The following is a 25,376-nucleotide window of genomic DNA, read 5'->3' on the forward strand; positions in this document are numbered from 1 at the left end:
GTCGTTCACCCTGATTTAAAGTCTTCGGTACTGAATATGTTTTTTGTATCGCGTGGCGTTCAGCCGGTGGCCGGGCGCTGGCGCGCAGCGGCGGTATTATCCTTGATACGCAATGAATCTACCACATCTCTGCTATAATCGCGCGCCATGACAAATCCTCTTATCGATATCGGCGCCAACCTGGGCCATGAATCCTTTGCCAGCGATCTGCCCGACGTCCTGCAACGCGCACGTGATGCGGGGCTTGTGCATCACCTGGTAACCGGCACCACGCTGGCTGCATCGGAACATGCACTGGACATCTGTACCCGTTACCCGGACCTGTCCTGTACTGCCGGCATCCATCCGCATGAAGCAGCAACTGCCAGTGCCGAGGTGCTGTCCGGCATTCGTGCATTGCTGAATCAGCCTTTGGTAAAAGCGGTGGGCGAAACCGGGCTGGATTTTAATCGGGATTTTTCACCAAGACCGGCGCAGGAGAAAAGTTTTAACGAGCATCTGGCGATGGCAGTGGAGACCGGCAAACCGGTGTTCCTGCATCAGCGTGATGCCCATGAGCGCTTCCTGCCAATTCTGAAGGAGCACCGCGACAGCCTCAGTGGCGGCGTTGTGCATTGTTTTACGGATTCGCGCGAGGCCCTGTTTGATTACCTGGATCTGGACATGTACATCGGCATTACCGGCTGGATATGTGATGAGCGCCGGGGCAAACACCTGCACGAACTGGTCGCCAGCATTCCCGCCAACCGCCTGTTGCTGGAAACCGATGCGCCTTATTTATTGCCCCGCAGTCTGCGGCCCAAACCCAAAACGCGCCGCAATGAGCCGGCCTGGCTGACCGAAGTGCTGGCCACTGTGGCGCGGTGCTGCGAGCGACCGGCCGCTGACATTGCTGCCGGCACCACGGCCAACGCTGTGCGGCTGTTTGGTCTCGACGCTGTTAATCTGGAAACGACAAACCTGAAAACTGTTAACCCTGAGCCTGTGACAGATACGCTTTGACGGTAGCCTCATCAAACGGCCAGCCCAGATCCTGCGCCCGGTCAGCAACCTTTATCACCGGAATGCGCAGACCATAGGCGTCCACCAGTGCCGGATCGTCACTGATATCAACCGGTATCCAGCGCAAGGCCGGTTGCTCGGCAGCAACCCGGCGTAGAATCGCTTCTGCCTGCTCACACAGATGGCAACCGGCGGTGGTGTAAAACATCAATTGCTCTGCCATCAGCTCGCTGCCCCGTTACCCAGGCCTTCAACAATCTCACGCACCAGCGGCGGCCCCTGATAAATGAAACCACTGTAGATCTGCACCAGACTGGCACCCGCTGCCAGTTTTTCGCTGGCGTGGTCCAGCGACGCAATACCACCCACGCCAATAATGGGAATCTGCCCGTCCAGCGCCGACGCAAGCCGGGCAACAACCTGGGTCGATGCCTGGCGCAGTGGTGCACCGCTGAGACCGCCCGCCTCGGTGTGCAGTGGATTGTCTTCAACACCGTCACGAGACAGCGTGGTGTTGGTGGCGGTGACGCCGTCAATGCGGAATTCCAGTAACGCCTCAGCAATCAGTCCTGTTTCGTCTGCATTCAGATCCGGCGCGATTTTGATAACCAGTGGCACATGACGCCCATCCGCCTGGGCCAATGCCAGCTGCTCCTGTTTCAGCAGCGCCAGCAGGCGTCGCAACTCTTCGCCGTACTGCAATGTCCGCAAGCCCGGTGTGTTGGGGGAAGACAGATTGACCACTACGTAGCTGGCATGTGGCCAGGCTTTGCGCAGTCCAATCAGGTAGTCATCGGCGGCCTGTTCTACCGGGGTATCAAAGTTCTTGCCAATATTGATACCCAGCACGCCTTTGAAAGCGCTTCGCTGAATTCTGTCCAGGGCATGGTCGATCCCTTTGTTGTTGAAACCCATGCGGTTGATGATGGCCTGCTGTTGCGGCAGGCGAAACAACCGTGGTTGCGGGTTGCCCGGCTGCGGCCGCGGCGTCACCGTGCCGATTTCAATAAAACCAAAACCCAGCGCGGCCAGCCCGTCAATATGATCCGCATTCTTGTCCAGGCCGGCTGCCAGCCCCAGCGCATTGGGAAATTCGATCCCCATCACCGTTACCGCCTGGCTACGTCCGCTACGGGCACCGCCGAGCAGGCCACTGGCACCCAGTCCATGCGCCAGATCAAGGCTGCGCATGGCAACACTGTGGGAGGCTTCGGTGGGAAGATTGAATAAAACGGAACGCATCAGGGAGTACATGTCGGGACTCTTGTCAGGAATTTGCCTGCTATTATAAAGGACTGCATCAACCCCTGCTGCCACAATATGCGACAAACTCAATACCGTGGTAGCTAGACATCAGCCCTGAATTGGTTACAATCGCTGACTTCCGGCCCAAACCTGACACCTGAAACAGGCCTGATATTTAAAGCTGGACAGAGATTTAAAACAGGCCCGACAATTAAAACTGGCCCGACACCGATATAGCAGGCCCAACACCTATAACAGGGAAAACTATGAGTCACCACAACACCATCACTGCTCTCAAGACCTGGCTTACCCAGCAAATTATCGGCCAGGAACGTCTGGTTGACCGCTTGCTGATAGCGCTGCTGGCCGACGGCCATCTGCTGGTCGAGGGTGCGCCGGGCCTGGCCAAAACCAAAGCCATCAAAGACCTGTCCCGGGCCGTTGAAGGTGATTTCCACCGTATTCAGTTCACACCCGACCTGCTGCCCAGTGACATTACCGGCACCGAAATCTATCGTCCCGAAGACGGCTCGTTCCGCTTTCAGCCTGGCCCGATTTTCCACAACCTGGTACTGGCGGACGAAATCAACCGTGCCCCGGCCAAGGTGCAATCAGCGCTGCTGGAAGCAATGGCGGAGCATCAGGTGTCAGTTGGCCGTGAATCATTCAAGCTGCCGCCCCTGTTTCTGGTGATGGCAACACAGAACCCGATTGAGCAGGAAGGTACCTACCCCCTGCCCGAAGCCCAGCTCGACCGCTTTCTGATGCATGTATCCATCGGTTATCCGGCCGTGGAAGCGGAGCGCGAAATTCTGCAGCTGGTGCGTGATGAAGCCCGTAATATCGCCCAGACCACGCCTGCTGTGGTCAGTCAGGAAGATCTGTTTGCAGCGCGACAGGAAATTCTGTCCATGCACATGGCACCAGCCGTCGAGGAATACATTATCCAGCTGATCATGGCGACCAGAAACCCGGCTCTGTACGGTGACGACCTGGCAGCGTGGATCGATTTTGGCGCCAGCCCGCGTGGCACCATCTCTCTGGATCGTTGCGCCCGCGCTCATGCCTGGATTCAGGGCAAGGACTTTGTCAGCCCCGATGATGTCCAGGCCGTCATGTTTGACGTACTGCGTCACCGCGTGCTGCTGAGCTTTGAAGCCGAAGCCAGCGGTGTTACGCCGGACAAGGTGTTGAGCACAATCCTGGAAAGAGTGCCTTCTGCCTGAAGACTGATCATTTGCAGGCCACCAGCGCCGGCAGGCAGTTGAAAACAGCCCGCGTCGATCTCAGTCGGCCCGGGCCATCAGGCACACGACCCCCGTACATAAAACAGTTTTGGCAGTCATGACAGTCATTATAAGAGACACACTATGAGTAAGCAGGCTCGCACACTCCCGCACCAGGCGCTTTACCAGGCCACAGGTGCCGTGATCAGCCTGCAGGATCTGCTGTTGCAACGCTATGCCGCCCGCACCCTTGAATACGCCTCTCACAAGCGTTCGGTGGCGGGCATCTCCGGCCAGCACCTGTCCAAGATCCGTGGCCGTGGTATTGATTTTGAAGAGTTCCGTCCCTATCAGGCCGGCGATGATATTCGTACCATTGACTGGCGTGTCACCGCCCGCACCGGCAAACCTTTCACCAAGGTGTTTCGTGAGGAGCGTGAACGTCCCGTGCTGATTGCCGTGGATCAGTCCAGCTCCATGTTTTTTGGCAGCCATGTTGCCTTCAAGTCAGTCGTGGCAGCGCAGGCCGCCGCCATTTTCTGCTGGCTGGCCATCGACAATGGCGACCGCGTGGGTGGTCTGGTGTACAGCGACGACAATTTTGCCCTGGTTCGCCCCAAGCGCAGCCGTCGTTCCGCCCTGCACCTGCTCAATCAGGTACAGCTCGCCAATGCCGACCTGGCGTCCGGCCCGATACAGAAACCACAGACGGAAGACGAGATTGGTGGTCTGGCCACGGCGCTGGGCCGCATCCGCCGCATCACCAAACCCGGCAGCACGCTGTATGTGATCAGCGATTTCAGTACCATCGATGAAGCAGGCTTTCAGTACCTGTACCAGTTGTCGCGCCACAACAACGTGGTGTGTTGCTTCATTCACGACGAACTGGAAGAGAATCTGCCTGTGCCCGGTTACTACAGTATTACCGACGGACGCGATAAAGGTACCCTGAATACCTTCAGCAAGAAGGCACGTGACAACTACCGCGGCGTATTTCAGCAGCGACTGGAAACACTGCGAGCCGAATTGACCAAACTGCAGATACCGCTGCTGACAATCAGAACCGATGAACCGGTCGTGGAACGTATACATCAATGGACTTCGCAGACGCTTTAACTGACATGGCAGATATTCATCTGCCCGCAGAACCCGGATTCTGGCCGCTGGCGCCGGGCTGGTGGGTGCTGGCTGCACTGCTGCTGGCGCTTCTGATCTATGGTGCGTATCGACTTCACCTGCGCCTGCAGTTGCACCGCCGCTACCGCAGTGCACTGCGTGAACTGGATAAATGCCTGGCGAGCCTGCAGGCCAGTGCCGGCGCAGATGGCCCGGATATGGAGCAACGTCTGATTTATGTTAACCAGGTCAACAGCGTGCTGCGTCGTGTCGCCCTGCTGCACTTTGAACAAGGCCGCGTGGCAGGTTTGAACGGTCAGGCCTGGGTAGCCTTTATCAAACAGCATGATCGCGCCGGACGACTGACGCCGGAACTGGCCAGCGCGCTGGCGGAAGGCCGTTTTGCACCACGCTGTGATGTCGACACGCAGGCCTTGCATCAGATGGCCAGTGCCTGGATAAAGAATCTGTACCTGGCTAAAATCAAACCCGATGCGGCGCCGGACACTGACACTGATTCGACACCTCAATCAACAACCCAGACACGTACAACGGCTGATCATCATGCTTGAGTTTTCCTGGCCCTGGGCGTTGCTGGCCCTTCCCCTGCCACTGTTGATCTATTTCCTGATTCCGCGGGCACCGCGACAGGACGCAGCCCTGCGTGTACCTTTTTATCGACGTCTGGTGCAGTTGCATACCGACTCTTCACGCAGTTTCAACAAGAACATCCTGATTCTGCTGTTCTGCACACTGATCTGGTTACTGGTAGTGGCGGCCGGCAGCCGTCCGCAATGGGTCGGTGAACCGATTGAGATTCCCACCACCGGGCGTGACATGATGCTGACCCTGGACCTGTCCGGCAGTATGGAAGCACGTGACATGTTCCTCAACAATACCCAGTTGTCGCGCTTTCAGGTGATGAAAGCGGTGATCAGCGATTTTGTCGAAAAACGTCAGGGTGACCGCCTCGGCATCGGCCTGTTTGCCGCCCATGCCTACGTCATGACACCCATGACACGCGATCTGGAAACGGTGGGACGTCTGGTGGAAGAGCTGGAAATCGGCATGATTGACGAATCCGCCACCGCCATTGGTGACGCCATTGGTCTCAGCGTCAAACATCTGCGCGAACAGCCGGACAACAATCGCATCCTTATCCTGCTGACCGACGGCATTAACAATGCCGGCGAGCTGACACCCTCACAGGCGGCGCAACTGGCCCGTACCGAAGGTATCAAAATGCATATCGTGGGGGTTGCCTCGGACCAGTTTGCCCAACGTTCGCTGTTTGGCAATCGTGCTGGCGCACTGGTGTCGGAAATTGATGATGACGCCATGGCCGCCGCTGCCAACATGACCGGCGGCGAATATTTCCGCGCCCGCACGCTGGAAGACATGATACGTATCTATGACGATCTGGACGCGATGGAGCCGATCGAGCAGGACGAACAGACCTACCGGCCCATTACCCAGCTGTTTCACTGGCCACTGGGCATTGCTCTGCTGTTGAGCTTTTTGCTGGCCATGAGCGCGATGCCAGCGGCTGCGCGCACAACTGGCACAAACAGCAGCAAAAAAGATGACAAAGCGGGTGCCGCGGCCGAGCCGGGAGCAGCCTCATGACTGAATCATTAACCCTGATGCAGAGCCTGGCCCAGTTTCACTTCCTGCGGCCGTTGTGGTTGCTGGCATTGTTGCCCGCCCTGTTCTTCTTCAGCCGCCTGTGGCGTCTTGATGCCCAGGGCAGCGCCTGGCATAAAGTCATTGACAAAAGTCTGCTGCCTTACCTGCTCAACGCCAGCAAAAGCACATCCCAGCGCATGCCGCTGATACTGCTGATTGCCGCCTGGGTCATCGCCACCCTGGCACTGGCCGGACCCACCTGGACCAAACAGACGCAACCGGTGCAGGAACGGCAGGAAGCCCTGGTGATTGTGCTGGACCTGAGTCTGGGCATGTTTGCCAACGACCAGGATCCCAACCGCATCACAGTGGCACGCCGCAAGATCATGGACCTGCTTGATACCCGCCGTGAAGGCCAGACTGCGCTGGTGGTGTATGCCGGCGAAGCCCACATGGTAACGCCGCTGACCGATGATTCAGTCACCATCCGGGCCATGGTCCCTGCGCTCAGCCCCAATATCATGCCGGTTATCGGCAACAACCCGGCGGAAGCCATCGCCATGGCCAACGCGCTGATGGACGACGCGTCGGCGGTCAATGGCCGTATTCTGCTGGTAACCCAGAATGTACCGCGCGACCAGAACACCGCGATTCAGGAAATTCTCAGCCACAACCGCTACCCGCTGCACATCATCGGTGTGGGTACGCCCCAGGGCGCCGCCATTCCGGTCAGCAACGGCGAGTTCCTGCGCGACAACAGCGGCCAGATGGTGGTCAGCGCCATGGACCGTGGCAACCTGCAGGCGCTCAGTAGCAGTCTTAATGGTCGCTACAGTGACATCAGCATCAATGCATCGGACCTGGAATCAGTTTTGACTGACAGCCTGCTGCGCGGCGATGATGACAGTTATCTGGAATCGGACGAAGAAGTTGAATTATGGCAGGACGCAGGCCCCTGGCTGCTGCTCCTGCTTTTGCCACTGTGTGCGCTGTGTTTCCGACGTGGCTGGGTGCTGCAGATTTCTCTCGGCGCGGGCCTCGTGCTGGCAGCATTGCCACCGCAACCGGCGATGGCCCAGCAGGATCCTCTCGAGCAGCAGGCGGAGCAACAGGCACTGGAAGCACAACCCAACGCCCCGACCCTGCTTAATGAGGAAGACCTGCAGGAAATGGCCATTGGTGGACCACCGGGTCAGGGTGAAGCGCAGCCTGCCCCCGAGCAGGGCTTTGACATCAGCAGCCTGTGGCTGAACCGTGATCAGCGTGGCGTGCGCGCATTGCAACAGGGGAACCCGCAAACGGCCACCCGCCTGTTTGAAACTCCCGAGTGGCAAGGCGCGGCCGCATTCCGTGCCGGTGACTATCAGGCGGCGATCAATGCCTTCAGTCAGGGCGACGACATCGACTCCATCTACAATCTGGGCAACGCGCTGGCCTTTGCCGAGCGCCTGGAAGAAGCCCTCGCCGCTTATGATCGTGTGCTGGCGCAGGACCCACAGCACGAAGATGCGCTCAAGAATAAAGCCATTGTTGAAGACCTGCTGGAGGAACAGCAACAACAGGAGCAGGAGCAACAGGAACAGGAAGAGCAGGAACAACAGGAGCAGCAGGATTCACAAAGTGAATCTGACAGCGACGACAGCGAACAGGATCAACAGCAGGAACAGCAAGAGCAGGAGCAGCAGGAACAGTCGGAACAAGAACAGGAGCAACAGCAGCAGGAAAGCGAGTCGGAAAATGCCGATCAGGGTCAACAGCGCAGCGATGCCCAGGTGGAGCAGGAGGAAGACCAGGAATCACTGGAACAATTCCTGCGACGCATTGAAGACGACCCGGGCGAGCTGCTGCAGCGAAAATTCCAGTTTGAGTCGCGCCGACGTATGATCGAACGCAGAACCAGTGGACAGAACTCACAGTGAACGGGGACTTATGAGACAACACATCAGGCTTTCAGGATTGACGTCGTGGTCTGCACCACTCGCCGTGCTGACGCTCACTTTGTTGGCACTGGTTTTACTGACACTGCCAACCAGCGTGCTGGCACAGCAGGCGCGGGTTGAAACCGAGCTCGACCGCACCGAACTTGCCCGTGGCGAAACGGTCACTCTGCGTATCCGCGTGTATGGCCAGCAGGGCGGCGTCGCCATTGACCTGGACCCGTTGCGCGAACAGTTTGAAATCGTCAGCACGCGCTCTGCCAGTCACCTGCGCTCAGTCAACAACCGCATAGAGTCCTGGACCGACTACATGCTGGTGCTGTTCCCGCTGGAACTGGGCGAGCAGCAGATTCCCCCGGTCGGTGTGGCCGGCCAGTTTACCGATCCCTATACCATCACTGTGAACGAACCCAGCGTCTCCGGACTGGCCAGCGGTCAGGACGTGCACATGGAAACGGTGATCAGCAAAGAGTCGGTCTACGTTCAGGAACAGCTGTTGTTTACCATCCGTCTGTATTACACCATTGCCGGCATCCGCAATCCGAATTTCACCGAAGTGGAGCCGGAGAATACCGTGGTGCAGTTGCTCGGGCAGCCACACCAGTATGAGCAGCTGATTGATGGCCAGCGTTACGGTGTATATGAAAAAAATTATGTGCTGTTTCCCCAGCGCAGCGGTCCTCTTGAGATTCCCAACATCGTTTTCCGTGGTGAATTGACAGACGGCTCCAGCAACTTTGTCTTCCGCAACCCCAACATGAGGCCGGTGACGGCGTTCGCGCCAGGCTACAGCATTGACGTTAAAGGGCGACCAGACGCCTTCCCTACAGACAGCACCTGGCTGCCAGCCAGCGACATCCGGGTCGAGGAACGCTGGAGCGATGATATTACCCGTCTGCAACCAGGCCAGTCGGTCACCCGGACCCTGACGGTCACTGGCAATGGCCTGGATGGCGCTGCACTACCACCATTGGGCCGCCCGGAAATAGACAAAATGAATGTCTATCCGGAACCGCCGGTGATAGAACGCAGCATTATCGACGGCAATGTGGTCGGCAGCCGCACTGAAACCTACGAACTGGTCGCCACGGAAAACGGTTCGGTGGTGATACCGGAAATCAACCTGCCCTGGTGGGATGTTAATAACGACAGTCTGCGCCAGGCCATCGTGCCCTCCTCGTTTATTGTCGTGGAAGCACCTGGCAGCGCCGACATTGCTGACGAGGCTGCCACTGATCCGGCCAGCGACGGCGCACCGGGCAACCTGCTGCAACCCGAGATCACCGACGAGCTGCTCAGCGGCCGTCAGACGCCGGCCTGGATCCTCAGCAGTGTCTTTGCCTTACTGGCGCTAGTTGCACTGATTGCCTGGTGGTTTTGGCAACGCAATCGACAGACAACGTCCAGCAAGCCGACCGTGGTGCGTACCCCGGTTTACGAGCGCGACATCGCCGAAGGACAGGAAAAGCTGGCATTCAAACAGCTTGAGTCCAGCCTGGCTGCGGCAGAACCCCTGCAGATTCGCCAGCACCTGATTGCATGGGGGCGTCAGTACTTCCGCGATGCTGGCCTGCACAACCTTGATGACCTGTCTGCCCGTTTTGCCAACAGCGAGCTGACAGCGTCGTGTCAAGCCTTGCAGGCAGCGATGTATGGCAGCAGCCAGGATCAGACCTTTGGCCGCACTGAACGCGATCAACTGTCCTCTCTGCTCAGCGCCGAACGCCGTGCGCATCTGAAGAATGACCAGCGTCTGCAGCAGGCACAGCATTTTGACCTGCCGCCGCTTTACCGACAATGAAGCAACAGTAACGCCTTGCCAATGAAGAACTCACGCCCGGTTTACAGCACAGACAAAGGCCGTCTGTGCCCTGCCTGTCTTAATGCCACCAGCGCCTGCACCTGCAAGACCGAGGCGGCAGCGCTGCCGGTCGGTGATGGTAATGTCAAAGTACGCCGGGAAACCAAAGGCCGGAAAGGCAAAGGTGTCAGCCTGATAGAGGGACTGGCGCTGACGCCAGCGGAACTGGATGCACTGGCCAAACAGTTAAAAACGCGCTGTGGCAGTGGCGGTGCCGTGAAGAACGGCATCATCGAAATACAGGGCGATCACCGCCCTGTGATTATCGAATTTCTCAAAAACAAAGGCATCAACGCAAAACTGGCCGGTGGCTGAAACGCGTCACCAGGGACTCACGCTTCAGCCTCGTCGGCTGGTTCCGGCACCTTGCGTGTGCGTTTTTTGGCCAGGTCATTACGCGCCTCTTCCAGCGCCTTCAGGTAAGCATCATCCACATCACCGGTGACGTATTTACCGTCAAACACAGCGCAGTCAAACTGCGTGATGTTGGGATTGCCTTCGTGTGAGGCGGAAATCAGATCTTCCAGGTCCTGGAAAATAAGCCAGTCGGCACCTATCAGCGTTTCCACTTCTTTCTCGGTGCGACCATGCGCGATCAGTTCCGTGGCAGCCGGCATATCGATGCCATAGACGTTGGGGTAACGCACCGGTGGCGCAGCCGACGCAAAGTAGACATTGCGCGCTCCAGCATCGCGTGCCATCTGGATAATCTGCCGGCATGTGGTACCACGCACAATGGAGTCATCCACCAGCAGTACATTCTTGCCACGGAATTCCAGTTCGATGGCATTCAGCTTCTGACGTACCGATTTACGGCGCTCGCTCTGCCCCGGCATGATGAAGGTACGGCCAATATATCGATTCTTGACAAAACCTTCACGGTATTTGACGCCAAGACGATTGGCCAGTTCCAGCGCGGAGGTACGACTGGTATCCGGGATGGGAATGACCACATCAATATCATGATCAGGACGCAGCTGCTGCAGTTTATCTGCGAGCTTTTCACCCATGCGCAACCGGGCCTTGTAAACGGAAATGCCATCCATCAACGAATCCGGGCGAGCAAAATAGACGTGTTCAAAAATACAGGGAGTATACGGCGCGGGCTCGGCGCACAGCCGGGTATGCAGGTTGCCATTAATATCAATATAGACACCTTCGCCCGGTGCCACATCGCGGACCAGAGTAAAACCCTGCGAATCCAGTGCAACGCTCTCGGAGGCCAGCATGTATTCGGTTTTACCGTCGCGCTCGCGCTTGCCAAACACAAGGGGGCGGATGCCATTCTTGTCACGAAACCCGACAATGCCATAACCCGTGATCATCACCAGGGCGACGAAGCCGCCACGACATCGACGATGCACGCCTTCCACGGCAGCAAACACATCATCTGCCGTTGGTGCCATTTTGCCGACCTGTTGCAGTTCATGAGCAAACACATTGAGCAGGACTTCGGAGTCGGAGTCGGTATTGATGTGACGCAGATCTTCAGAGAACAACTCCTCACTCAGTTCGGCGGAATTGGTCAGATTGCCGTTGTGGGCCAGGCACAGGCCGTACGGAGAGTTGACGTAAAAAGGCTGGGCCAGTGCCGGACTGGAACTGCCGGCGGTCGGATAACGAACATGACCAATGCCCATCTTGCCTGCCAGACGGCGCATGTGGCGGGTACGAAACACATCCTTGACCAGGCCGTTGTCCTTGCGCAGATTCAGATTGCCGTTGTCGTCCGTTGCGATCCCTGCGGCGTCCTGCCCACGGTGCTGAAGCACCGTCAGGGTATCGTATAAACTCACTGCCACGTCAGACTGACCGACAACTCCGACTAAACCACACATGCAAAATACTCCGTAAACCGCGTCAACAACAGGTTGCGCAAAAAATCAGATTTCTGTCTCCGGCTCGACAAAAAAGCCACTGCCCCAGTCGATGACAATCTGGATATAGGGCAGAGACCGGGATTCTATCCACCAACTTCGATCCGAATAGAACTCGGCAGCAAAATACACCGCCACGGCGACAATCAGTACGCCCCGGGCAATGCCAAACAACGCGCCCAGCAACCGGTCAGTGACCTGTAAACCTGCCATGCTGATCAGACGGGTCATAAAATGATTGATCATGGCGCCGAGCAACAGGGTGACAAAACACAGCAGTGCGAATGCCAGCACATAACGTGCCGTTTCGTTATCGGTAATACTGTCAAACAATGGCGCCAGATGCGGGCTGTACAGGCGCGCCACAACAATGGCGGCGATCCACGCCAGCAGTGACAGCACCTCGCGTACAAAACCGCGCCACAGACCAAAAATGCTCGACGCTACCACCACCAACAGTATGCTGATATCCAGCAGGTTCATGCTGCACTCTCCTCTTGATCAGACCCTTGATCAGCGTCTGTTTTCGGCGTCACTGCAATCGGATGCGAACTGTGCAGTTTCACAGCGGCTCGATTTCGTATCGCACGATCAGTCCGTTAAGCTCAAAATCCTGCCGCAATTGTTCCAGTAGCGTTGCCGCTGCATTACGGTCCACAACGGGTCCGACAAATACACCGGTCAGTATGCCCTGGCTGGAGTCCATGCGTCGGGTGTAAGCCCGGTGGCCGGCATCCTGCAGGCGGGTGACCAGATTGCTGGCATTGGTGGCATTGCCAAATGACGCCAGGCGCACACTGAAACCTTCCGGTAAGCCCTGGTTATCCAGCGTCGGTGCAGTGGTGGTCGCTGTGCTGGCGGTGGCCGGTGTTGCCTCCGGTTCATCCGGTGTCTGCGCCGGCGCTGGCGAAGATTGTGAGGATTGGGAAGAGCCTGCTACCGTCCCGGATTCCGGATCGGCAGTCGTGTCGGTTTCAGACGCGGGTGTGGAGACGACAGAAGTAGCGTCAGGGTCGGCGCCGGTATCGGGCACATTACTGAGCCGAATCGCGTCAGTGTCGGCAGTAATCACCGGCCGTTGCGGATCGGTGCGCGCGGCTTCAGGCCGGGTCGGACGTTCAGGAATGCTGGTTTGCAGCACGGGCTGATAACTGCCCTCTCCATCAAAAATCACCGGCAGCAGGACCAATGCCACCACGGCCAGCACCAGTGTACCTATCAGTCTTTGCCGGGTGTTCTGATTCAAAGCGTGTCTGCCTCTTTCAGTCACTGTCGAGCCGATATGCTCGACATCGCGTCTGACACTGTAATAAACGAACCGGTCACCACAATGATGTCGCCGTCTTCGGCATCGTTGCAGGCTGCAGCGAGTGCCTCACCCACGGATGTGAAGGGCGTCAATGCTGCCATTGTACGCCCGGCGGCACCCAATTGACGTAGTTTTTCCGTCAGGGTTTCGGCCGGCAAGCAACGGGGCAGATCGAAGTGCGCAATATACCAGAAGTCAGTCTGCTTTTCTAAGGCCTGATAGAATCCGGCATGATCTTTATCTGCCATCATCGCCAGCACCACCCGCACCGACGCAATGCGGCCTTGCTGAAGCAATATCTGCTGTCGTCGATGCTGTATCGCGGCGGCCAGTGACTGCCCCGCTTGCGGGTTATGGGCAACATCCATGACCACAGGCACCGGGACCTCCGGCGGCAAGATCCACTGTTGCCGACCGGGCAGCTGGAGCCGTGCCAGGACGGCAGGAAGTTGTGATTGCAGCCAGGGTTCGGGGGGCAGCAGACCGCTCAGGCAGACCGCCTGCAACGCGCCGGCAATATTGTTGACCGCCAGCGTTGCCGGCGGTAGTCCGCTAACTGTCAACTGCCGGGATTGGCTGACGCCATCTGACGCTGACGGCGCTGACCGACCTCGCCAGCTCCAGCTGTCATCAACCAGCGACGGCGATGCCATAAAATCGTGACCTGCGCGATACACCGGACATGACAGTGCAGCTGCTGCCTGCAGCAAGGCAGCGGGTGGATCTGATTCGGTGCAAACCACCACTTTACCCGCGCGGAAAATGCCGGCTTTTTCCACCGCAATCGCATCGCGGGTATCGCCCAACCATTCCTGATGGTCAAGACCGATGCTGGAGATTACTGCAATATCGGCATCAACAATATTGACCGCATCCAGGCGCCCGCCCAGCCCAACCTCCAACACCATGACATCGAGCCCGGCCTGCTGAAAAATCAGCAGTGCCGCCAGCGTGCCGAATTCGAAATAGGTCAGGGAAACGTCTTCACGGGCCTGCTCAATGCTGACAAAGGCCTGCACAATGCTGGCGTCGCTGACCGGTTCGCCCTGTATACAGATGCGTTCGTTGTAGTGAAGAAGGTGGGGAGAGGTATAACTGCCGACACGTTTGCCAGCGGCGCGCAGAACGGCATCAATAACAGCGACATGACTGCCTTTGCCATTGGTGCCGGTTACCGTAATGACCAGAGGTGAGTCGTCAGTGCGCGTCAGCGTCAGCCCCAGTCGCCGGGCAACGACGTCCAGCCGCTCCAGCCCCATGTCTATTTCATTGGGGTGAAGCTGCTGTATTCGGGCCAGCCAACTTTTTAGATCCAGATCCAGACCCAGATCAGCGGCTGCGGTCATGGTCAGGCAGCCGGTGGCAGTTGCATCAGCTTGCCAACAAGCCCGGCAATGGTATCGCGCATCTCTTTTCGATGACAGATCATGTCAATGGCACCGTGCTCAAGCAGGAACTCGGCACGCTGGAAACCTTCCGGTAACTTGACCCGCACCGTCTGCCGGATAACGTCAGGACCGGTAAAGCCTACCAGCGCTCGTGGTTCAGCGATGTTGATATCGCCCAGCATGGCCAGACTGGCCGAAACGCCGCCGTAGACCGGATCCACGAGTACGGAAATAAAGGGCAGACCATTTTCGCGCAGCCGTTCCAGTGCGGCCGAGGTTTTGGCCATCTGCATCAGGGAAATAAGCGCTTCCTGCATGCGCGCACCGCCACTGGTAGAAAAACACACCAGCGGCAATTTCTGGGCGATACAACTGTTAACCGCCTGCACAAATTTTTCACCGACAACCGCACCCATGGAGCCGCCGATAAACCCGAATTCAAACGCCGCGATAATCATGTCCACGGACATGACCCGACCCTGAACCACGATCAGGGCATCACGCTCACCCGTGCTTTTCTGCGCCGCTGACAAACGGTCTTTGTACTTCTTCAGATCTTTGAATTTGAGGATATCAACCGGTTCGATATCGGTGAACAGCTCCTGCTGCCCTTCGGTATCGAGGAACAGTTCCAGGCGCCGACGCGCCGAAATACGCATATGGTGGTCACACTTGGGGCAGACCTCCTGATTACGTTCCAGGTCCGGACGGTACAGCACCGCTTCACAACGCGGGCATTTTTTCCACAGCCCCTCGGGCACACTGGACTTCTGTTTGCCGTTGCCTTCCGGGGTGGTACTGCTGTTTCGAATCGATGGGAGGATCTTGTTAATCCAGCTCATAGTAGGGTCCTGTCGTGCTAAATCCTGTGCTAACTATAACATTTCCGGCTTTTTTTTACCTGTTATAGTGTTTGATATGCGTTTTCTGGCCGTAACTCAGACGAACTTCTCGTCCAGGGCCTTGCGAATTGACGCGATCAGCGCGGTCTTGTCCGCCAGCATACCGGCATCACCTCCGGCTTTGCCTGCGTCAGACTCACTGAGCTCACCAATCTTCTGCACCAATGCGCTGCCGACAATGACACCATCGCTGATAGAGGCCATGGCGATCGCCGATGCGTTGTCCTTGATGCCGAAACCGACCATGATGGGCAAATCGGTCCGACTGCGCAGTGCCGACACACGTTGCTCGATTTCTCCGGTATCGCTGATAGCTGCGCCGGTGACGCCCTTCAGAGATACATAGTACAGATACCCCGAGCTTTGGTCACAGATTGCTGCGATGCGCTTGTCCGTGGTCGTCGGCGCCACCAGAAAAATGACATCAATCTCACGCGGACGGGTAAGCGCGAGCAGGCTCTCAGCCTCACTGACCGGCAGGTCCACCAATAGCAGCCCATCCACACCGGCGTCGGCTGACTGTGCGACAAAGCTGTCATAACCCAGGGTTTCAATCGGATTCAGGTAGCCCATCAGCACCACTGGCGTCCGGTCATCCTGCTGACGAAACTGCTTCATTATCGAAAACACAGTGTCCAGCCCGGCACCATTTCGTAACGCGCGCTCAGCACCCAGTTGAATCACGGCGCCATCAGATGAGGGGTCACTGAAGGGCATACCGAGTTCGATAATATCGGCGCCATCCTGCACCAGCTGGTGCATCAGGCTGACCGTGGTGCCCGTGTCCGGGTCACCGGCCACAATATAGGGAATCAGCGCTTTGCGCCCCGCCGCCTGGGCTGCGGCTATACAAGATTTAATCCGGCTCATCTCTTATCCTTAAATGGTGATGCCGTCGATATCGGCGACGGTATGGATGTCTTTGTCGCCACGCCCGGACAGGTTGACCACTATGGTCTGTTCAGGCGACATGGTGGCAGCCAGCTTGCAGGCATAGGCAATGGCATGGGCAGATTCCAGCGCCGGAATGATGCCTTCCAGACGCGTCAGCGCGCGGAATGCCTCCAGCGCTTCGGTGTCAGTGACAGAGACGTAGTTGACGCGTTTGATGTCCTTCAACCACGAGTGCTCAGGTCCAACACCGGGATAATCCAGACCCGCAGACACGGAATGGGTTTCCACGATCTGGCCGCGCTCATCGCTCATGACATAGGTGCGGTTGCCGTGCAGAACGCCCGGCTTACCAGCCGACAGGGGCGCGGCGTGACGGCCGGTGTCAACGCCATCACCGCCAGCCTCAACGCCGTACATGGCGACATCGGTATCGCGCAGGAAGGGATGGAACAGACCAATGGCATTGGAGCCGCCACCGACACACGCTACCAGTGCATCTGGCAGTTTGCCGTATTCTTCCAGCGACTGGGCCCGGGCTTCCCGGCCAATGATGGCCTGAAAGTCCCGTACCAGCATGGGATAGGGATGCGGTCCGGCCACGGTACCAATAATGTAGTAAGTCGAATCGACATTTGTCGCCCAGTCACGCAGCGCTTCGTTGAGCGCGTCCTTCAATGTGCGCGAACCCGAGGTCACCGGAATCACATGCGCACCCAGCAGTTTCATACGGTAAACGTTGGCGGCCTGACGCTTGACGTCCTCGGCCCCCATGTAAACGTGGCATTCCAGACCCAGACGGGCGGCAACAGTGGCACTGGCAACGCCATGCTGACCGGCGCCGGTTTCCGCAATCAGTCGCGGCTTGCCCATAAACTTGGCCAACAGCGCCTGGCCGATGGTGTTGTTGATCTTGTGTGCACCGGTGTGATTGAGGTCTTCGCGTTTCAGAATGATTCTGGCACCGCCGTATTTTGCGGTGAGACGCTCGGCCAGGTACAACGGCGACGGTCGACCAACATAGTGCTTCATGTCGCGATCGTACTCTTGCCAGAAGGCGGGATCTTTGGACAGCTTGCGATAGACCTGATCCAGCTCTTCCACCGCTGCCATCAGGGTTTCGCCAACAAATATCCCGCCATAGCGGCCAAAATGGCCGGCCAGGTCGGGGCCGCTGAACTGATCCTGTTCCGTTGTTGCTACTGACTCAGAGTCGGACACGATTTACCTCGTTAAAAAATGCCTGTAAACGATGCCGGTCTTTGATACCCGGCTCTCTTTCCACCCCACTGCTCAGGTCCAGCGCCCAGGGGTGTACTTCCTTGATGGCTCTGGCTGCATTCTCTTGCGTCAGGCCACCTGCCAGCACAATCGGCAGCGGACTGCGATCGACACAATGGCGGGCCACCGTCCAGTCAAAACTCTTGCCGGTGCCGCCGGCCTGATGTGGATCAAAGGTATCCAGCAAAACTGCCGACGCCTGCCGGTATTTTTTGATATCAGGCAATGGGTCAGCGCCAGATCGCACACGAACCGCCTTCATATAGGGCACCGCAAATGAGTGGCAAAACTCCGGGGTTTCATCGCCGTGAAACTGGAGGCAGTCCAGACGCAGGTGATCGAGCACTTCGTCCACCTGATTACGCTCCGGATTAACAAACAGACCGACCACACTGACAAAAGCTGGCACCACGGCGCGAATCTGCTGTGCCTGCGACAGGCTCAAGCCCCGGGAACTGTTGGCATAAAACACCAGACCCAGTGCATCCGCGCCCAGCTCGGCCGCCAGCAGCGCATCCTCGGGGCGGGTAATACCGCAGATTTTTACACGGGTACGTTGTTGCACCGGGTCTCCTTTAGCAGCCAGTTGTCCGCAAAAACCTCAATTAACAGGCCATGCCCGAATCGACATGACACATAAGGCGGGGAATTTTACCAGAGATCGCCGCAGGCTGCTTATACAAAGCACGTCCGGGTTTCGCTTTCTGCTTACAGGAAACAGGGTCCCAGCGGCAGCACTGGCAAACCAAAACGCTCCGGATAGGCGACATTGACCAGATACAGGCCATCAGGTTTTGCCGTTACCGCGTTCTGTCTGCGATCCCGCGTCGCCAGCACCTGTCGAATCCAGTCCGGCGGCCGTCTGCCGGCGCCCACTTCCAGCAATGCACCGACGATGTTGCGCACCATATGCAACAAAAACGCATTGGCTTCGACTTCCACAACAATAAACCGCCGCTGGCGACTGACGCTGAGTTCATTGATGCAGCGCATCGGCGTTCGCGACTGACAGCCGGCGGCACGAAACGCACTGAAATCATTCTCTCCCAGCAAATGCTGAGCGGCCTCATGCATTCGGATGACGTCCAGCTCGTCTTTGACGTGGGTCAGTTGCTGATACAGGGCCGCAGGCCTGACTGCGCCAGTGTAGATGACATAGCGGTAACGACGGCTTAACGCGGAATGACGGGCATGAAAATCATCGCTAACGGTCCGTGCCCATTGCACCCTGACCTGTGGCGGCAGGTGGCTGTTGGTGCCCTGAATCCAGGCTTTTTCCCCTCGCTCCGCCGTCGATTCGAAGTGCACGACCTGGCCGGTTCCATGCACACCGGTGTCAGTGCGACCGGCGCAGTTGACGGTGACCGTCTGGTCGGCGATCTGCGATAGCGCGTGTTCCAGTGCCTGCTGCACGGTGGCAATAACAGGTGCTGACTGTCGCTGCCAGCCATGAAAGGCGGCACCATTGTATTCAACGCCCAGGGCTGTACGAGTCGTGTTTGCGGTCATGGTGGTCTGTCTGGCGTGATATCAGAGCCGTTCCAGCAGCGATTCAGCATCGCGGCGCTGGGCTTCAGTGCCCTCTTTCACGACTTCAGCCAGTATTTCACGGGCACCGGCGCTGTCCCCCATGTCGATGTAGGCACGCGCCAGATCCAGTTTGGTGGCGGCTTCATCACTGTCAGACAGGAAGGCAAAGTCTTCCTCGTCGTCTTCGTCATCATCGAAAGAGTCTTCATTGGAAATAAAGGCCAGATCATCAAAGTCGTCTTCGATTTTATCGGCTGGGTTGTCCTTTTCATCCTGATCAGCCTCATCAACCTGGCCAACCTCACCAACCTGTCCAGCCTCATCAACCTCTGCATCGTCGTCTGCTTCCTGAATGACGGTGCTGGTCGGTTCGGGCTCGAGTTCGGGTTCCAGCTCTGGTTCAGGCTCTGGCTCTGGCTCTGGCTCGGCAGCAGGCGTATCGGTCTGGTCTGCCGCTTCGTCGTAAATCTCGTACTCGGCATCATCGGTGACGACCTGAGTGTCAGCGGGCTCAGGAGTTTCAGGTGTCACTGGCGCGGCATCGGGCCAGCCCTGCTCGTCGTTGTCTTCCGCTGCAGGAGTAACGGCCGTGGCATCTGGCCAACTCAGATCGTCATCATCATCCAGCACGTCTTCTGTTTCAGCGGACACTTCTTCAGCGGCAGCTGTGTCAGCCCCGGCATCGACAGAACCATCGGCGCTGCTTTCCTGAAGATTAATGTCATCATCTGCGTCGTCAACATCGTCCAGATCAAGATCAGCATCACCCCAGTCCGGTCCGTCGTCCGTCTCGTCACCGTTTTCGGCAGGCTCATCCGTATCGGGTTCGGCGTCAGGATCGCTCTCCAGGGTATCGTCCAGGGCAAACTCATCATCAAACGTGGTGTTTGAGTCAAATGCCATGCCTTCCGGCGAAACATCGTCGGCTGAGCTTTCCTCCGAGTCTTCGTTTTCAAGACCGCCATCAGCGCCGTAAGTGACACTGTCAACGGCTTCCAGCGAATCATCGCTGTCTGCTTCAGACTTGCCATCGCCGGACGCGTCATCTGCATCATCTGCTGCAGTGTCTTTGTCTGACTCGCCGTCCTCTTCTTCAGCGGCTGCTGCCGCAGCGGCGACACCCGAGAACAGAAGCTCGTCGTCATTGTCTTCGCCCAACGGCATGTCGTCATTCTCGCGCTGCGCTCTCTGTTCATCCGTTGAGGCAGCACGGTTACGGCGTATCAATACCAGCACCAGAAGCAACACCAGGACGGCAACAGCGGCCAACAACGCCCAGGTATTATTGAGCATCATATTGATGAAACGCTCCACGGGCCCGGCATCCGGGGCCATGGTAATGGTGGTGGTCTGCTCCGAATCGGTATCGGTGTCAGCGGCGGCGGCAGGTTCGGCCTCGGCCAGCTGCGTCTGCAGCTGCGCCAGTTCGAGATCGCGCAAGCGGATAATTTCCTGCGCCGAGCTAATCTGCTGCTGCAGCATGGCCAGTCTTGAATTAAGTTCGGTATTTTCCAGGTCCAGACGATCCAGCTCTTCCTCGCGCTGCGCCATGCTGTCTTCCAGCGCTTCGAGCTGTTCGTCATTGCGTGCGATCTGCTGTGCTGACGATTGTGCGCTGGCAGCCGACGCTGACGCATCAACAGGTTCATCCGAGTCATCGTCGGCAGTGACTACCCGCAACTGACCCTGCGCCGCACCTGATGTCGCTGCGCCCGGTCGCTCGGTTACCGGTTCGGAACCAACGGGCGTGGTGCCTCGCTGCTGGAAGGCAAGGTTCTGGCGAGTGACCTCGGCAATGGCTTCAGTCGCAGCCAGCCGACGAATTTCGCTCAGCTCCGGCACCCGCAACACTTCGCCCCGCTTAACACGGTTGATGTTATTACCCAGAAAGGCATCGGGATTGAGTCGCTGCAACGCAAGCATGGTTTGCTGGACACTGACCGAATCATCCGGTCTGGCCCTCAGTGCCAACTGCCAGAGCGTATCGCCGGCGTTCACGGTGAGCGTGCTGGCATTGGCCAGATCATCCGCGCTGGCCATCGGCGCCGTCTGAGCCGGTTGGCTCTGGCCCTGATCAGTGGCAGGCGCAACATTGGTGGCGCTGCCAGCAGTGTTCGTGTCTGTGCTGTCTTCAGCCGCAGCGACAGTCGCTGTTGCCGGCGCTGCATTGTCAGCCTCGGTTTCGGGGGAATCCGCATCTGAGTCAGTCGCAGTATCAGCATCGTCGACTAACGGTTCAAAGACCGACTGCGTCGGCGCCGCTGTCACTTGCTGATTGCTCTGTGCGCTGAAAGCCGGTGATTCCAGCCGCAAGGTATACTCGGTCAGCACCCGGCCCGCTGGCCAGCGTGTGTCCAGCACCAGGCTGAGAAAGGGTTCATCAATAGAGATCGGGCTGCTGAGTCGCAGAATCGGTGCACCATCAACAAAGGCGACGCTGATAGTGAGGTTGTCCAGCGCAGCGATGCGCTCAACATCAAAACGTTGAAAGTCGGCAGCGGACGCTACCATGGCAGAAATATCAGAGACGGACAGACCCTCGCTGTCCAGCAACTCGATGCTGGCCTGCAGAGGTTCACCGGCTGACGACTCCAGGGTGATGTCACCCAGGCTGAGTGCATGAATCTGCGACGCTGCCAACAGCAGCAAAGCAGAGAAGATCGGCATCAGCCTTTTAACCATACTTATTTCCTTAGGCGCTCTGGGCAGTTTTCCGTCATCCGGCTCTGGCTATTCCGCCCGCTCTGGGCAGTGTTCCTTCGTCCGGTTCAGCTCTGGGCAGCTTTCCCTTGCCAGCTCTGGCTGTTTAGCTTTAGCCGGTTCGGCGCTCAGGCAGTCATTGCGAGAGCCGGGAAATCATGCCCCGACCCTCGCAAGTATTCATGATAAGTAGTCTTTTATCAACACTTCGGCAATCTGGATAGAGTTCAGCGCCGCGCCTTTGCGCACGTTGTCACCCACAATCCACATATCGATGCCGTTGGCATGAGAAATATCCTTGCGGATACGACCGACCAGAACCTCATCCTTGCCGGCTGAATCGCTCACGGCGGTGGGATAACCACCGTCCTTGCGCTCATCGACCACTTTGACACCGGGAGCCTTACTGAGCAACTCGCGCACCTCTTCCGCACTGATGGGCGTCCGGGTTTCCAGATGCACCGCTTCCGAGTGTGAAAAGAACACGGGTACCCGAACACAGGTAGCGTTGACTTCGATGCTTTCGTCCAGGATTTTTTTGGTTTCCCAGGACATTTTCATCTCTTCCTTGGTGTAACCATTATCAAGGAAAACATCAATATGCGGCAGTGCGTTAAACGCAATCTGCTTCGGATAAACACTGCATTCGGCTTCTTTGCCATTGAGCAGCGCTGCCGTCTGTGCCGCCAACTCCTCGATAGCCTCTTTGCCAGTGCCTGACACGGCCTGATAAGTCGACACATTAATGCGGGTGATACCCACCTTGTCGTGAATCGGCTTCAGTGCCACCAGCATCTGAATGGTGGAGCAGTTGGGGTTGGCAATGATATTGCGGTTGGTGTACTGCGCAATCGCCTGCGGATTGACCTCTGGCACGACCAGCGGAATGTCTTCATCCCGGCGGAAATGCGAGGTGTTGTCGATGACCACACAACCTGCTTTACCGGCTTTTTCGGCATACATTTCGGAAATGCTGCCACCGGCTGAAAACAGACCAATCTCAGCCTGGCTGAAGTCAAAGTCGGCCAGGTTCTGCACGGTGACCGGTTTGCCACGGAACATCACGGTGCTGCCGGCAGAGCGTTCACTGGCCAGCGGGAATAGTTCGCCCACCGGAAAGTTTCGCTCTTCCAGAATACTGATCAGCGTCTCGCCTACTGCGCCTGTTGCACCAACAACCGCTACATTATAAGTCTTCATTAAAATCTCCTTTTTAAAGCCCATGGGACCTTATCCAAAGCACGTCATTGCGCCCGGTGGTCGCTCAACATCCAGCTGCCCGCAGGCTTAAGCTGGTTTGTTGAAATACCATGGTGATTTTTCCCGCCACTGGGATTCGAAACCGTTAATGGCTTCGGCGTCTTCCAGGGTCAGGCCGATATCGTCCAGACCGTTCAGCAGGCAATGCTTGCGGAACGCGTCCACCTCAAAACTGATGGTGCTGCCGTCAGGTCGGGTGATGGATTGCGCCGGCAGGTCCACAGTTAATGTGTAACCTTCGGCGGCATTTACCTCTTTAAAGAGATCATCAACAATTTTCTTATCTAAAACAATTGGTAATATTCCATTCTTAAAACAATTGTTAAAGAATATATCAGCAAAACTGGGTGCTATCAGCACCCGAAAGCCGTAGTCGTCCAGCGCCCAGGGCGCGTGCTCACGACTGGATCCGCAACCAAAGTTGTCACGTGCCAGCAGCACCGTGGCACCCTTGTAACGAGCCTGGTTGAGAACAAACTCCGGGTTGACCGGACGCTGGCTGTTGTCGGCATCAGGCTCACCTTTGTCGAGGTAGCGGTGCTCATCAAACAGATTGACACCAAAGCCACTGCGCTTGATCGACTTCAGAAACTGCTTCGGGATTATAAAATCCGTATCAACATTGGCGCGATCCAGCGGTAACGCAACACCAGTATGTACACTAAATTTTTTCATATCTATGGTCTCGAATTCGGTTACTGTTCAGCGCGCTCAGTGGGGTCGTTCAGAGTCGAGCAGGATATCGCGCACATCAACAAAATGCCCATGAATGGCGGCAGCTGCGGCCATGGCCGGGCTCACCAGGTGGGTACGCCCACCAAAACCCTGACGACCCTCGAAGTTGCGGTTGGACGTTGACGCGCAATGTTTACCCGCAGGCAATTGATCGGCGTTCATTGCCAGGCACATGGAACAGCCCGGTTCGCGCCATTCCAGGCCCGCTTCCAGGAAAATCTTGTCCAGACCTTCTGCTTCCGCCTGCTTCTTGACCAGCCCGGACCCCGGCACCACCAATGCCAGCTCAATGCTGCTGGCGACCTTGCGCCCTTTCACTACGGCTGCTGCAGCACGCAGATCTTCAATGCGGGAGTTGGTGCAGGAACCAATGAACACCACATCGAGTTTGATGTCCCGGATGGCCGTACCCGGTTTCAGCCCCATGTATTTGAGGGCCTGCCGGATGTTGTCAGCGCGGCCGCTGTCGCTCTCCAGCTCTGGATCGGGCACATTGCCGGTCACCGGAGCGACCATTTCCGGGGACGTACCCCAGGTCACCTGTGGAATGATATCGGCAGCATCAAGCACCACCACGCGATCGAAGTGCGCATCGCTGTCGCTGACCAGCTGTAACCAGGCTTTGGCTGCGTTGTCGAACATCTCGCCTTTAGGTGCAAACGGACGGCCCTTGATGTAATCCACGGTGGTCTGATCAACCGCTATCAGACCGGCCCGGGCACCTGCCTCGATGGCCATGTTGCAGATGGTCATGCGACCTTCCATGCTCAATGACTGTACCGCCTCGCCACCAAACTCGATGGTGTAACCGGTGCCGCCAGCGGTGCCAATTTCACCAATAATGGCCAGCACGATGTCTTTGGCAGTCACGCCCGGATTCAGCTTGCCATCCACCCGGATCAGCATGTTTTTCATCTTGCGCTGAATCAGGCACTGCGTTGCCATCACGTGCTCAACTTCCGATGTGCCAATGCCGTGCGCCAGTGCACCCAGCGCACCGTGTGTGGAGGTATGGGAATCGCCACACACAATGGTCATACCCGGCAGTGTTGCACCCTGCTCTGGCCCCACCACGTGCACAATACCCTGACGCTCATCGTTCATGTCCAGTTCAAGAATGCCAAATTCACGACAGTTGTCATCCAGGGTTCGCACCTGAATGCGCGATACCGGGTCCATGATGCCTTCCAGACCGCGACTGCGCTCACTCTTGGTAGTCGGAATGTTGTGATCCGGCGTGGCCAGGTTGGCGTCCGCACGCCAGGGCTTGCGCCCGGTCAGGCGCAACCCTTCAAAGGCCTGGGGCGAGGTCACTTCGTGGATCAACTGGCGATCGATATAGATCAACGCCGTGCCATCGTCCCGCTGCTTCACCAGGTGAGAGTCCCAGAGTTTGTCGTACAAGGTTTTTCCAGCCATGAATAGTTCCCGATTTAACCTGTCAAAAATCAATGTCTATATGTATGCATTTCCAGCTATAAATAGTTTAT

The 25,376-nt window shown here is 57.3% G+C and carries 23 protein-coding genes; 8 read left to right on the plus strand and 15 right to left on the minus strand.

The features are described from left to right. Positions 1 to 147: 147 nt before the first annotated feature. On the plus strand, positions 148 to 1,002 hold the full coding sequence (locus PHACT_RS12935; protein ID WP_070118698.1) for a TatD family hydrolase: 855 nt from the start codon (positions 148 to 150) through the stop codon (positions 1,000 to 1,002). On the opposite strand, the gene PHACT_RS12940 is transcribed toward PHACT_RS12935, so the two are convergent. Continuing rightward, a complete protein-coding gene (locus PHACT_RS12940; RefSeq protein WP_070118699.1) occupies positions 971 to 1,225 on the minus strand; it encodes a glutaredoxin family protein in 255 nt (84 codons plus the stop codon). The genes PHACT_RS12935 and PHACT_RS12940 overlap by 32 nt on opposite strands. Continuing rightward, positions 1,225 to 2,256 (minus strand): quinone-dependent dihydroorotate dehydrogenase, encoded by a 1,032-nt coding sequence (locus PHACT_RS12945; protein WP_070118700.1) that lies wholly within the window; start codon positions 2,254 to 2,256, stop codon positions 1,225 to 1,227. Before PHACT_RS12945 ends, PHACT_RS12940 begins: the two co-directional genes overlap by 1 nt. 257 nt (positions 2,257 to 2,513) lie before the next feature. Here PHACT_RS12945 and PHACT_RS12950 point away from each other — a divergent pair, with 257 nt between their 5' ends. The 7 genes from PHACT_RS12950 (at position 2,514) to PHACT_RS12980 (ending at position 10,328) form a co-directional block, all read left to right on the plus strand. Beyond that, the gene (locus tag PHACT_RS12950; protein WP_070118701.1) at positions 2,514 to 3,473 is read left to right on the plus strand and encodes an AAA family ATPase; all 960 of its coding nucleotides are present in this window, start codon (positions 2,514 to 2,516) and stop codon (positions 3,471 to 3,473) included. Between the two features lie 144 nt (positions 3,474 to 3,617). Further along, positions 3,618 to 4,589: a DUF58 domain-containing protein gene (locus tag PHACT_RS12955; protein WP_070118702.1), complete on the plus strand. Its 972-nt coding sequence runs from the start codon at positions 3,618 to 3,620 to the stop codon at positions 4,587 to 4,589. Between the two features lie 5 nt (positions 4,590 to 4,594). Then, on the plus strand, positions 4,595 to 5,161 hold the full coding sequence (locus PHACT_RS12960) for a DUF4381 domain-containing protein (protein ID WP_169819477.1): 567 nt from the start codon (positions 4,595 to 4,597) through the stop codon (positions 5,159 to 5,161). Beyond that, on the plus strand, positions 5,154 to 6,215 hold the full coding sequence (locus PHACT_RS12965) for a VWA domain-containing protein (protein WP_070118704.1): 1,062 nt from the start codon (positions 5,154 to 5,156) through the stop codon (positions 6,213 to 6,215). Before PHACT_RS12960 ends, PHACT_RS12965 begins: the two co-directional genes overlap by 8 nt. After that, positions 6,212 to 8,134, plus strand: coding sequence for a vWA domain-containing protein (locus PHACT_RS12970; RefSeq protein WP_070118705.1), 1,923 nt, complete (start codon positions 6,212 to 6,214; stop codon positions 8,132 to 8,134). Before PHACT_RS12965 ends, PHACT_RS12970 begins: the two co-directional genes overlap by 4 nt. Before the next feature lie 37 nt (positions 8,135 to 8,171). Next, positions 8,172 to 9,953, plus strand: a complete 1,782-nt coding sequence (locus PHACT_RS12975; RefSeq protein WP_211284408.1) for a BatD family protein — start codon at positions 8,172 to 8,174, stop codon at positions 9,951 to 9,953. A gap of 21 nt (positions 9,954 to 9,974) precedes the next feature. Further along, complete coding sequence (locus PHACT_RS12980; protein ID WP_070118707.1) at positions 9,975 to 10,328, plus strand: translation initiation factor Sui1; 354 nt, start codon at positions 9,975 to 9,977, stop codon at positions 10,326 to 10,328. 17 nt (positions 10,329 to 10,345) lie between these two features. Here PHACT_RS12980 and purF read toward each other — a convergent pair whose 3' ends face one another. The 13 genes from purF to leuC form a co-directional block, all read right to left on the minus strand. Continuing rightward, positions 10,346 to 11,851, minus strand: a complete 1,506-nt coding sequence (gene purF / locus PHACT_RS12985) for an amidophosphoribosyltransferase (RefSeq protein ID WP_070118708.1) — start codon at positions 11,849 to 11,851, stop codon at positions 10,346 to 10,348. A 45-nt stretch (positions 11,852 to 11,896) separates the two neighbouring features. Beyond that, positions 11,897 to 12,373: a CvpA family protein gene (locus PHACT_RS12990; protein ID WP_070118709.1), complete on the minus strand. Its 477-nt coding sequence runs from the start codon at positions 12,371 to 12,373 to the stop codon at positions 11,897 to 11,899. 79 nt (positions 12,374 to 12,452) lie between these two features. Further along, on the minus strand, positions 12,453 to 13,136 hold the full coding sequence (locus PHACT_RS12995) for an SPOR domain-containing protein (RefSeq protein WP_070118710.1): 684 nt from the start codon (positions 13,134 to 13,136) through the stop codon (positions 12,453 to 12,455). Positions 13,137 to 13,156: 20 nt separating this feature from the next. Then, complete coding sequence (gene folC / locus PHACT_RS13000; protein ID WP_070118711.1) at positions 13,157 to 14,545, minus strand: bifunctional tetrahydrofolate synthase/dihydrofolate synthase; 1,389 nt, start codon at positions 14,543 to 14,545, stop codon at positions 13,157 to 13,159. Between the two features lie 2 nt (positions 14,546 to 14,547). Beyond that, complete coding sequence (gene accD, locus PHACT_RS13005; RefSeq protein WP_070118712.1) at positions 14,548 to 15,429, minus strand: acetyl-CoA carboxylase, carboxyltransferase subunit beta; 882 nt, start codon at positions 15,427 to 15,429, stop codon at positions 14,548 to 14,550. Positions 15,430 to 15,525: 96 nt separating this feature from the next. Continuing rightward, positions 15,526 to 16,359: a tryptophan synthase subunit alpha gene (trpA, locus tag PHACT_RS13010; RefSeq protein WP_070118713.1), complete on the minus strand. Its 834-nt coding sequence runs from the start codon at positions 16,357 to 16,359 to the stop codon at positions 15,526 to 15,528. Between the two features lie 9 nt (positions 16,360 to 16,368). Continuing rightward, positions 16,369 to 17,601, minus strand: coding sequence for a tryptophan synthase subunit beta (gene trpB / locus PHACT_RS13015; RefSeq protein ID WP_070118714.1), 1,233 nt, complete (start codon positions 17,599 to 17,601; stop codon positions 16,369 to 16,371). After that, positions 17,588 to 18,226 (minus strand): phosphoribosylanthranilate isomerase, encoded by a 639-nt coding sequence (locus tag PHACT_RS13020; protein WP_070118715.1) that lies wholly within the window; start codon positions 18,224 to 18,226, stop codon positions 17,588 to 17,590. The genes trpB and PHACT_RS13020 overlap by 14 nt, the downstream gene beginning before the upstream one ends. A 143-nt stretch (positions 18,227 to 18,369) precedes the next feature. Continuing rightward, complete coding sequence (gene truA, locus PHACT_RS13025; RefSeq protein ID WP_070118716.1) at positions 18,370 to 19,170, minus strand: tRNA pseudouridine(38-40) synthase TruA; 801 nt, start codon at positions 19,168 to 19,170, stop codon at positions 18,370 to 18,372. A gap of 21 nt (positions 19,171 to 19,191) precedes the next feature. Further along, positions 19,192 to 21,873: a FimV/HubP family polar landmark protein gene (locus PHACT_RS16640; RefSeq protein ID WP_070118717.1), complete on the minus strand. Its 2,682-nt coding sequence runs from the start codon at positions 21,871 to 21,873 to the stop codon at positions 19,192 to 19,194. A 198-nt stretch (positions 21,874 to 22,071) separates the two neighbouring features. Further along, positions 22,072 to 23,091 (minus strand): aspartate-semialdehyde dehydrogenase, encoded by a 1,020-nt coding sequence (locus PHACT_RS13035; RefSeq protein ID WP_070118718.1) that lies wholly within the window; start codon positions 23,089 to 23,091, stop codon positions 22,072 to 22,074. 87 nt (positions 23,092 to 23,178) lie between these two features. Then, positions 23,179 to 23,826 carry a 3-isopropylmalate dehydratase small subunit gene (leuD, locus tag PHACT_RS13040; protein ID WP_070118719.1) on the minus strand — a complete coding sequence of 216 codons (648 nt, stop codon included), beginning with the start codon at positions 23,824 to 23,826 and terminating at the stop codon, positions 23,179 to 23,181. Positions 23,827 to 23,862: 36 nt separating this feature from the next. Beyond that, positions 23,863 to 25,305 (minus strand): 3-isopropylmalate dehydratase large subunit, encoded by a 1,443-nt coding sequence (leuC, locus tag PHACT_RS13045; protein ID WP_070118720.1) that lies wholly within the window; start codon positions 25,303 to 25,305, stop codon positions 23,863 to 23,865. Positions 25,306 to 25,376 lie beyond the last annotated feature (71 nt).

Source organism: Pseudohongiella acticola (genome assembly GCF_001758195.1).
Lineage (GTDB): Bacteria > Pseudomonadota > Gammaproteobacteria > Pseudomonadales > Pseudohongiellaceae > Pseudohongiella > Pseudohongiella acticola.

Excerpts from the sequence above, each read along its gene's own strand:
- PHACT_RS12965 (WP_070118704.1), top strand. The coding sequence starts at position 5,154 with ATGCTTGAGTTTTCCTGGCCCTGGGCGTTGCTGGCCCTTCCCCTGCCA.
- PHACT_RS12935 (WP_070118698.1), top strand. The coding sequence starts at position 148 with ATGACAAATCCTCTTATCGATATCGGCGCCAACCTGGGCCATGAATCC.
- folC (WP_070118711.1), bottom strand. The coding sequence starts at position 14,545 with ATGACCGCAGCCGCTGATCTGGGTCTGGATCTGGATCTAAAAAGTTGG.
- PHACT_RS12950 (WP_070118701.1), top strand. The coding sequence starts at position 2,514 with ATGAGTCACCACAACACCATCACTGCTCTCAAGACCTGGCTTACCCAG.
- trpA (WP_070118713.1), bottom strand. The coding sequence starts at position 16,359 with ATGAGCCGGATTAAATCTTGTATAGCCGCAGCCCAGGCGGCGGGGCGC.
- purF (WP_070118708.1), bottom strand. The coding sequence starts at position 11,851 with ATGTGTGGTTTAGTCGGAGTTGTCGGTCAGTCTGACGTGGCAGTGAGT.
- leuC (WP_070118720.1), bottom strand. The coding sequence starts at position 25,305 with ATGGCTGGAAAAACCTTGTACGACAAACTCTGGGACTCTCACCTGGTG.
- accD (WP_070118712.1), bottom strand. The coding sequence starts at position 15,429 with ATGAGCTGGATTAACAAGATCCTCCCATCGATTCGAAACAGCAGTACC.
- PHACT_RS13035 (WP_070118718.1), bottom strand. The coding sequence starts at position 23,091 with ATGAAGACTTATAATGTAGCGGTTGTTGGTGCAACAGGCGCAGTAGGC.
- truA (WP_070118716.1), bottom strand. The coding sequence starts at position 19,170 with ATGACCGCAAACACGACTCGTACAGCCCTGGGCGTTGAATACAATGGT.
- PHACT_RS12955 (WP_070118702.1), top strand. The coding sequence starts at position 3,618 with ATGAGTAAGCAGGCTCGCACACTCCCGCACCAGGCGCTTTACCAGGCC.
- PHACT_RS12940 (WP_070118699.1), bottom strand. The coding sequence starts at position 1,225 with ATGGCAGAGCAATTGATGTTTTACACCACCGCCGGTTGCCATCTGTGT.
- PHACT_RS12960 (WP_169819477.1), top strand. The coding sequence starts at position 4,595 with ATGGCAGATATTCATCTGCCCGCAGAACCCGGATTCTGGCCGCTGGCG.
- PHACT_RS12970 (WP_070118705.1), top strand. The coding sequence starts at position 6,212 with ATGACTGAATCATTAACCCTGATGCAGAGCCTGGCCCAGTTTCACTTC.
- PHACT_RS12945 (WP_070118700.1), bottom strand. The coding sequence starts at position 2,256 with ATGTACTCCCTGATGCGTTCCGTTTTATTCAATCTTCCCACCGAAGCC.
- PHACT_RS16640 (WP_070118717.1), bottom strand. The coding sequence starts at position 21,873 with ATGGTTAAAAGGCTGATGCCGATCTTCTCTGCTTTGCTGCTGTTGGCA.
- PHACT_RS12980 (WP_070118707.1), top strand. The coding sequence starts at position 9,975 with ATGAAGAACTCACGCCCGGTTTACAGCACAGACAAAGGCCGTCTGTGC.
- PHACT_RS12990 (WP_070118709.1), bottom strand. The coding sequence starts at position 12,373 with ATGAACCTGCTGGATATCAGCATACTGTTGGTGGTGGTAGCGTCGAGC.
- leuD (WP_070118719.1), bottom strand. The coding sequence starts at position 23,826 with ATGAAAAAATTTAGTGTACATACTGGTGTTGCGTTACCGCTGGATCGC.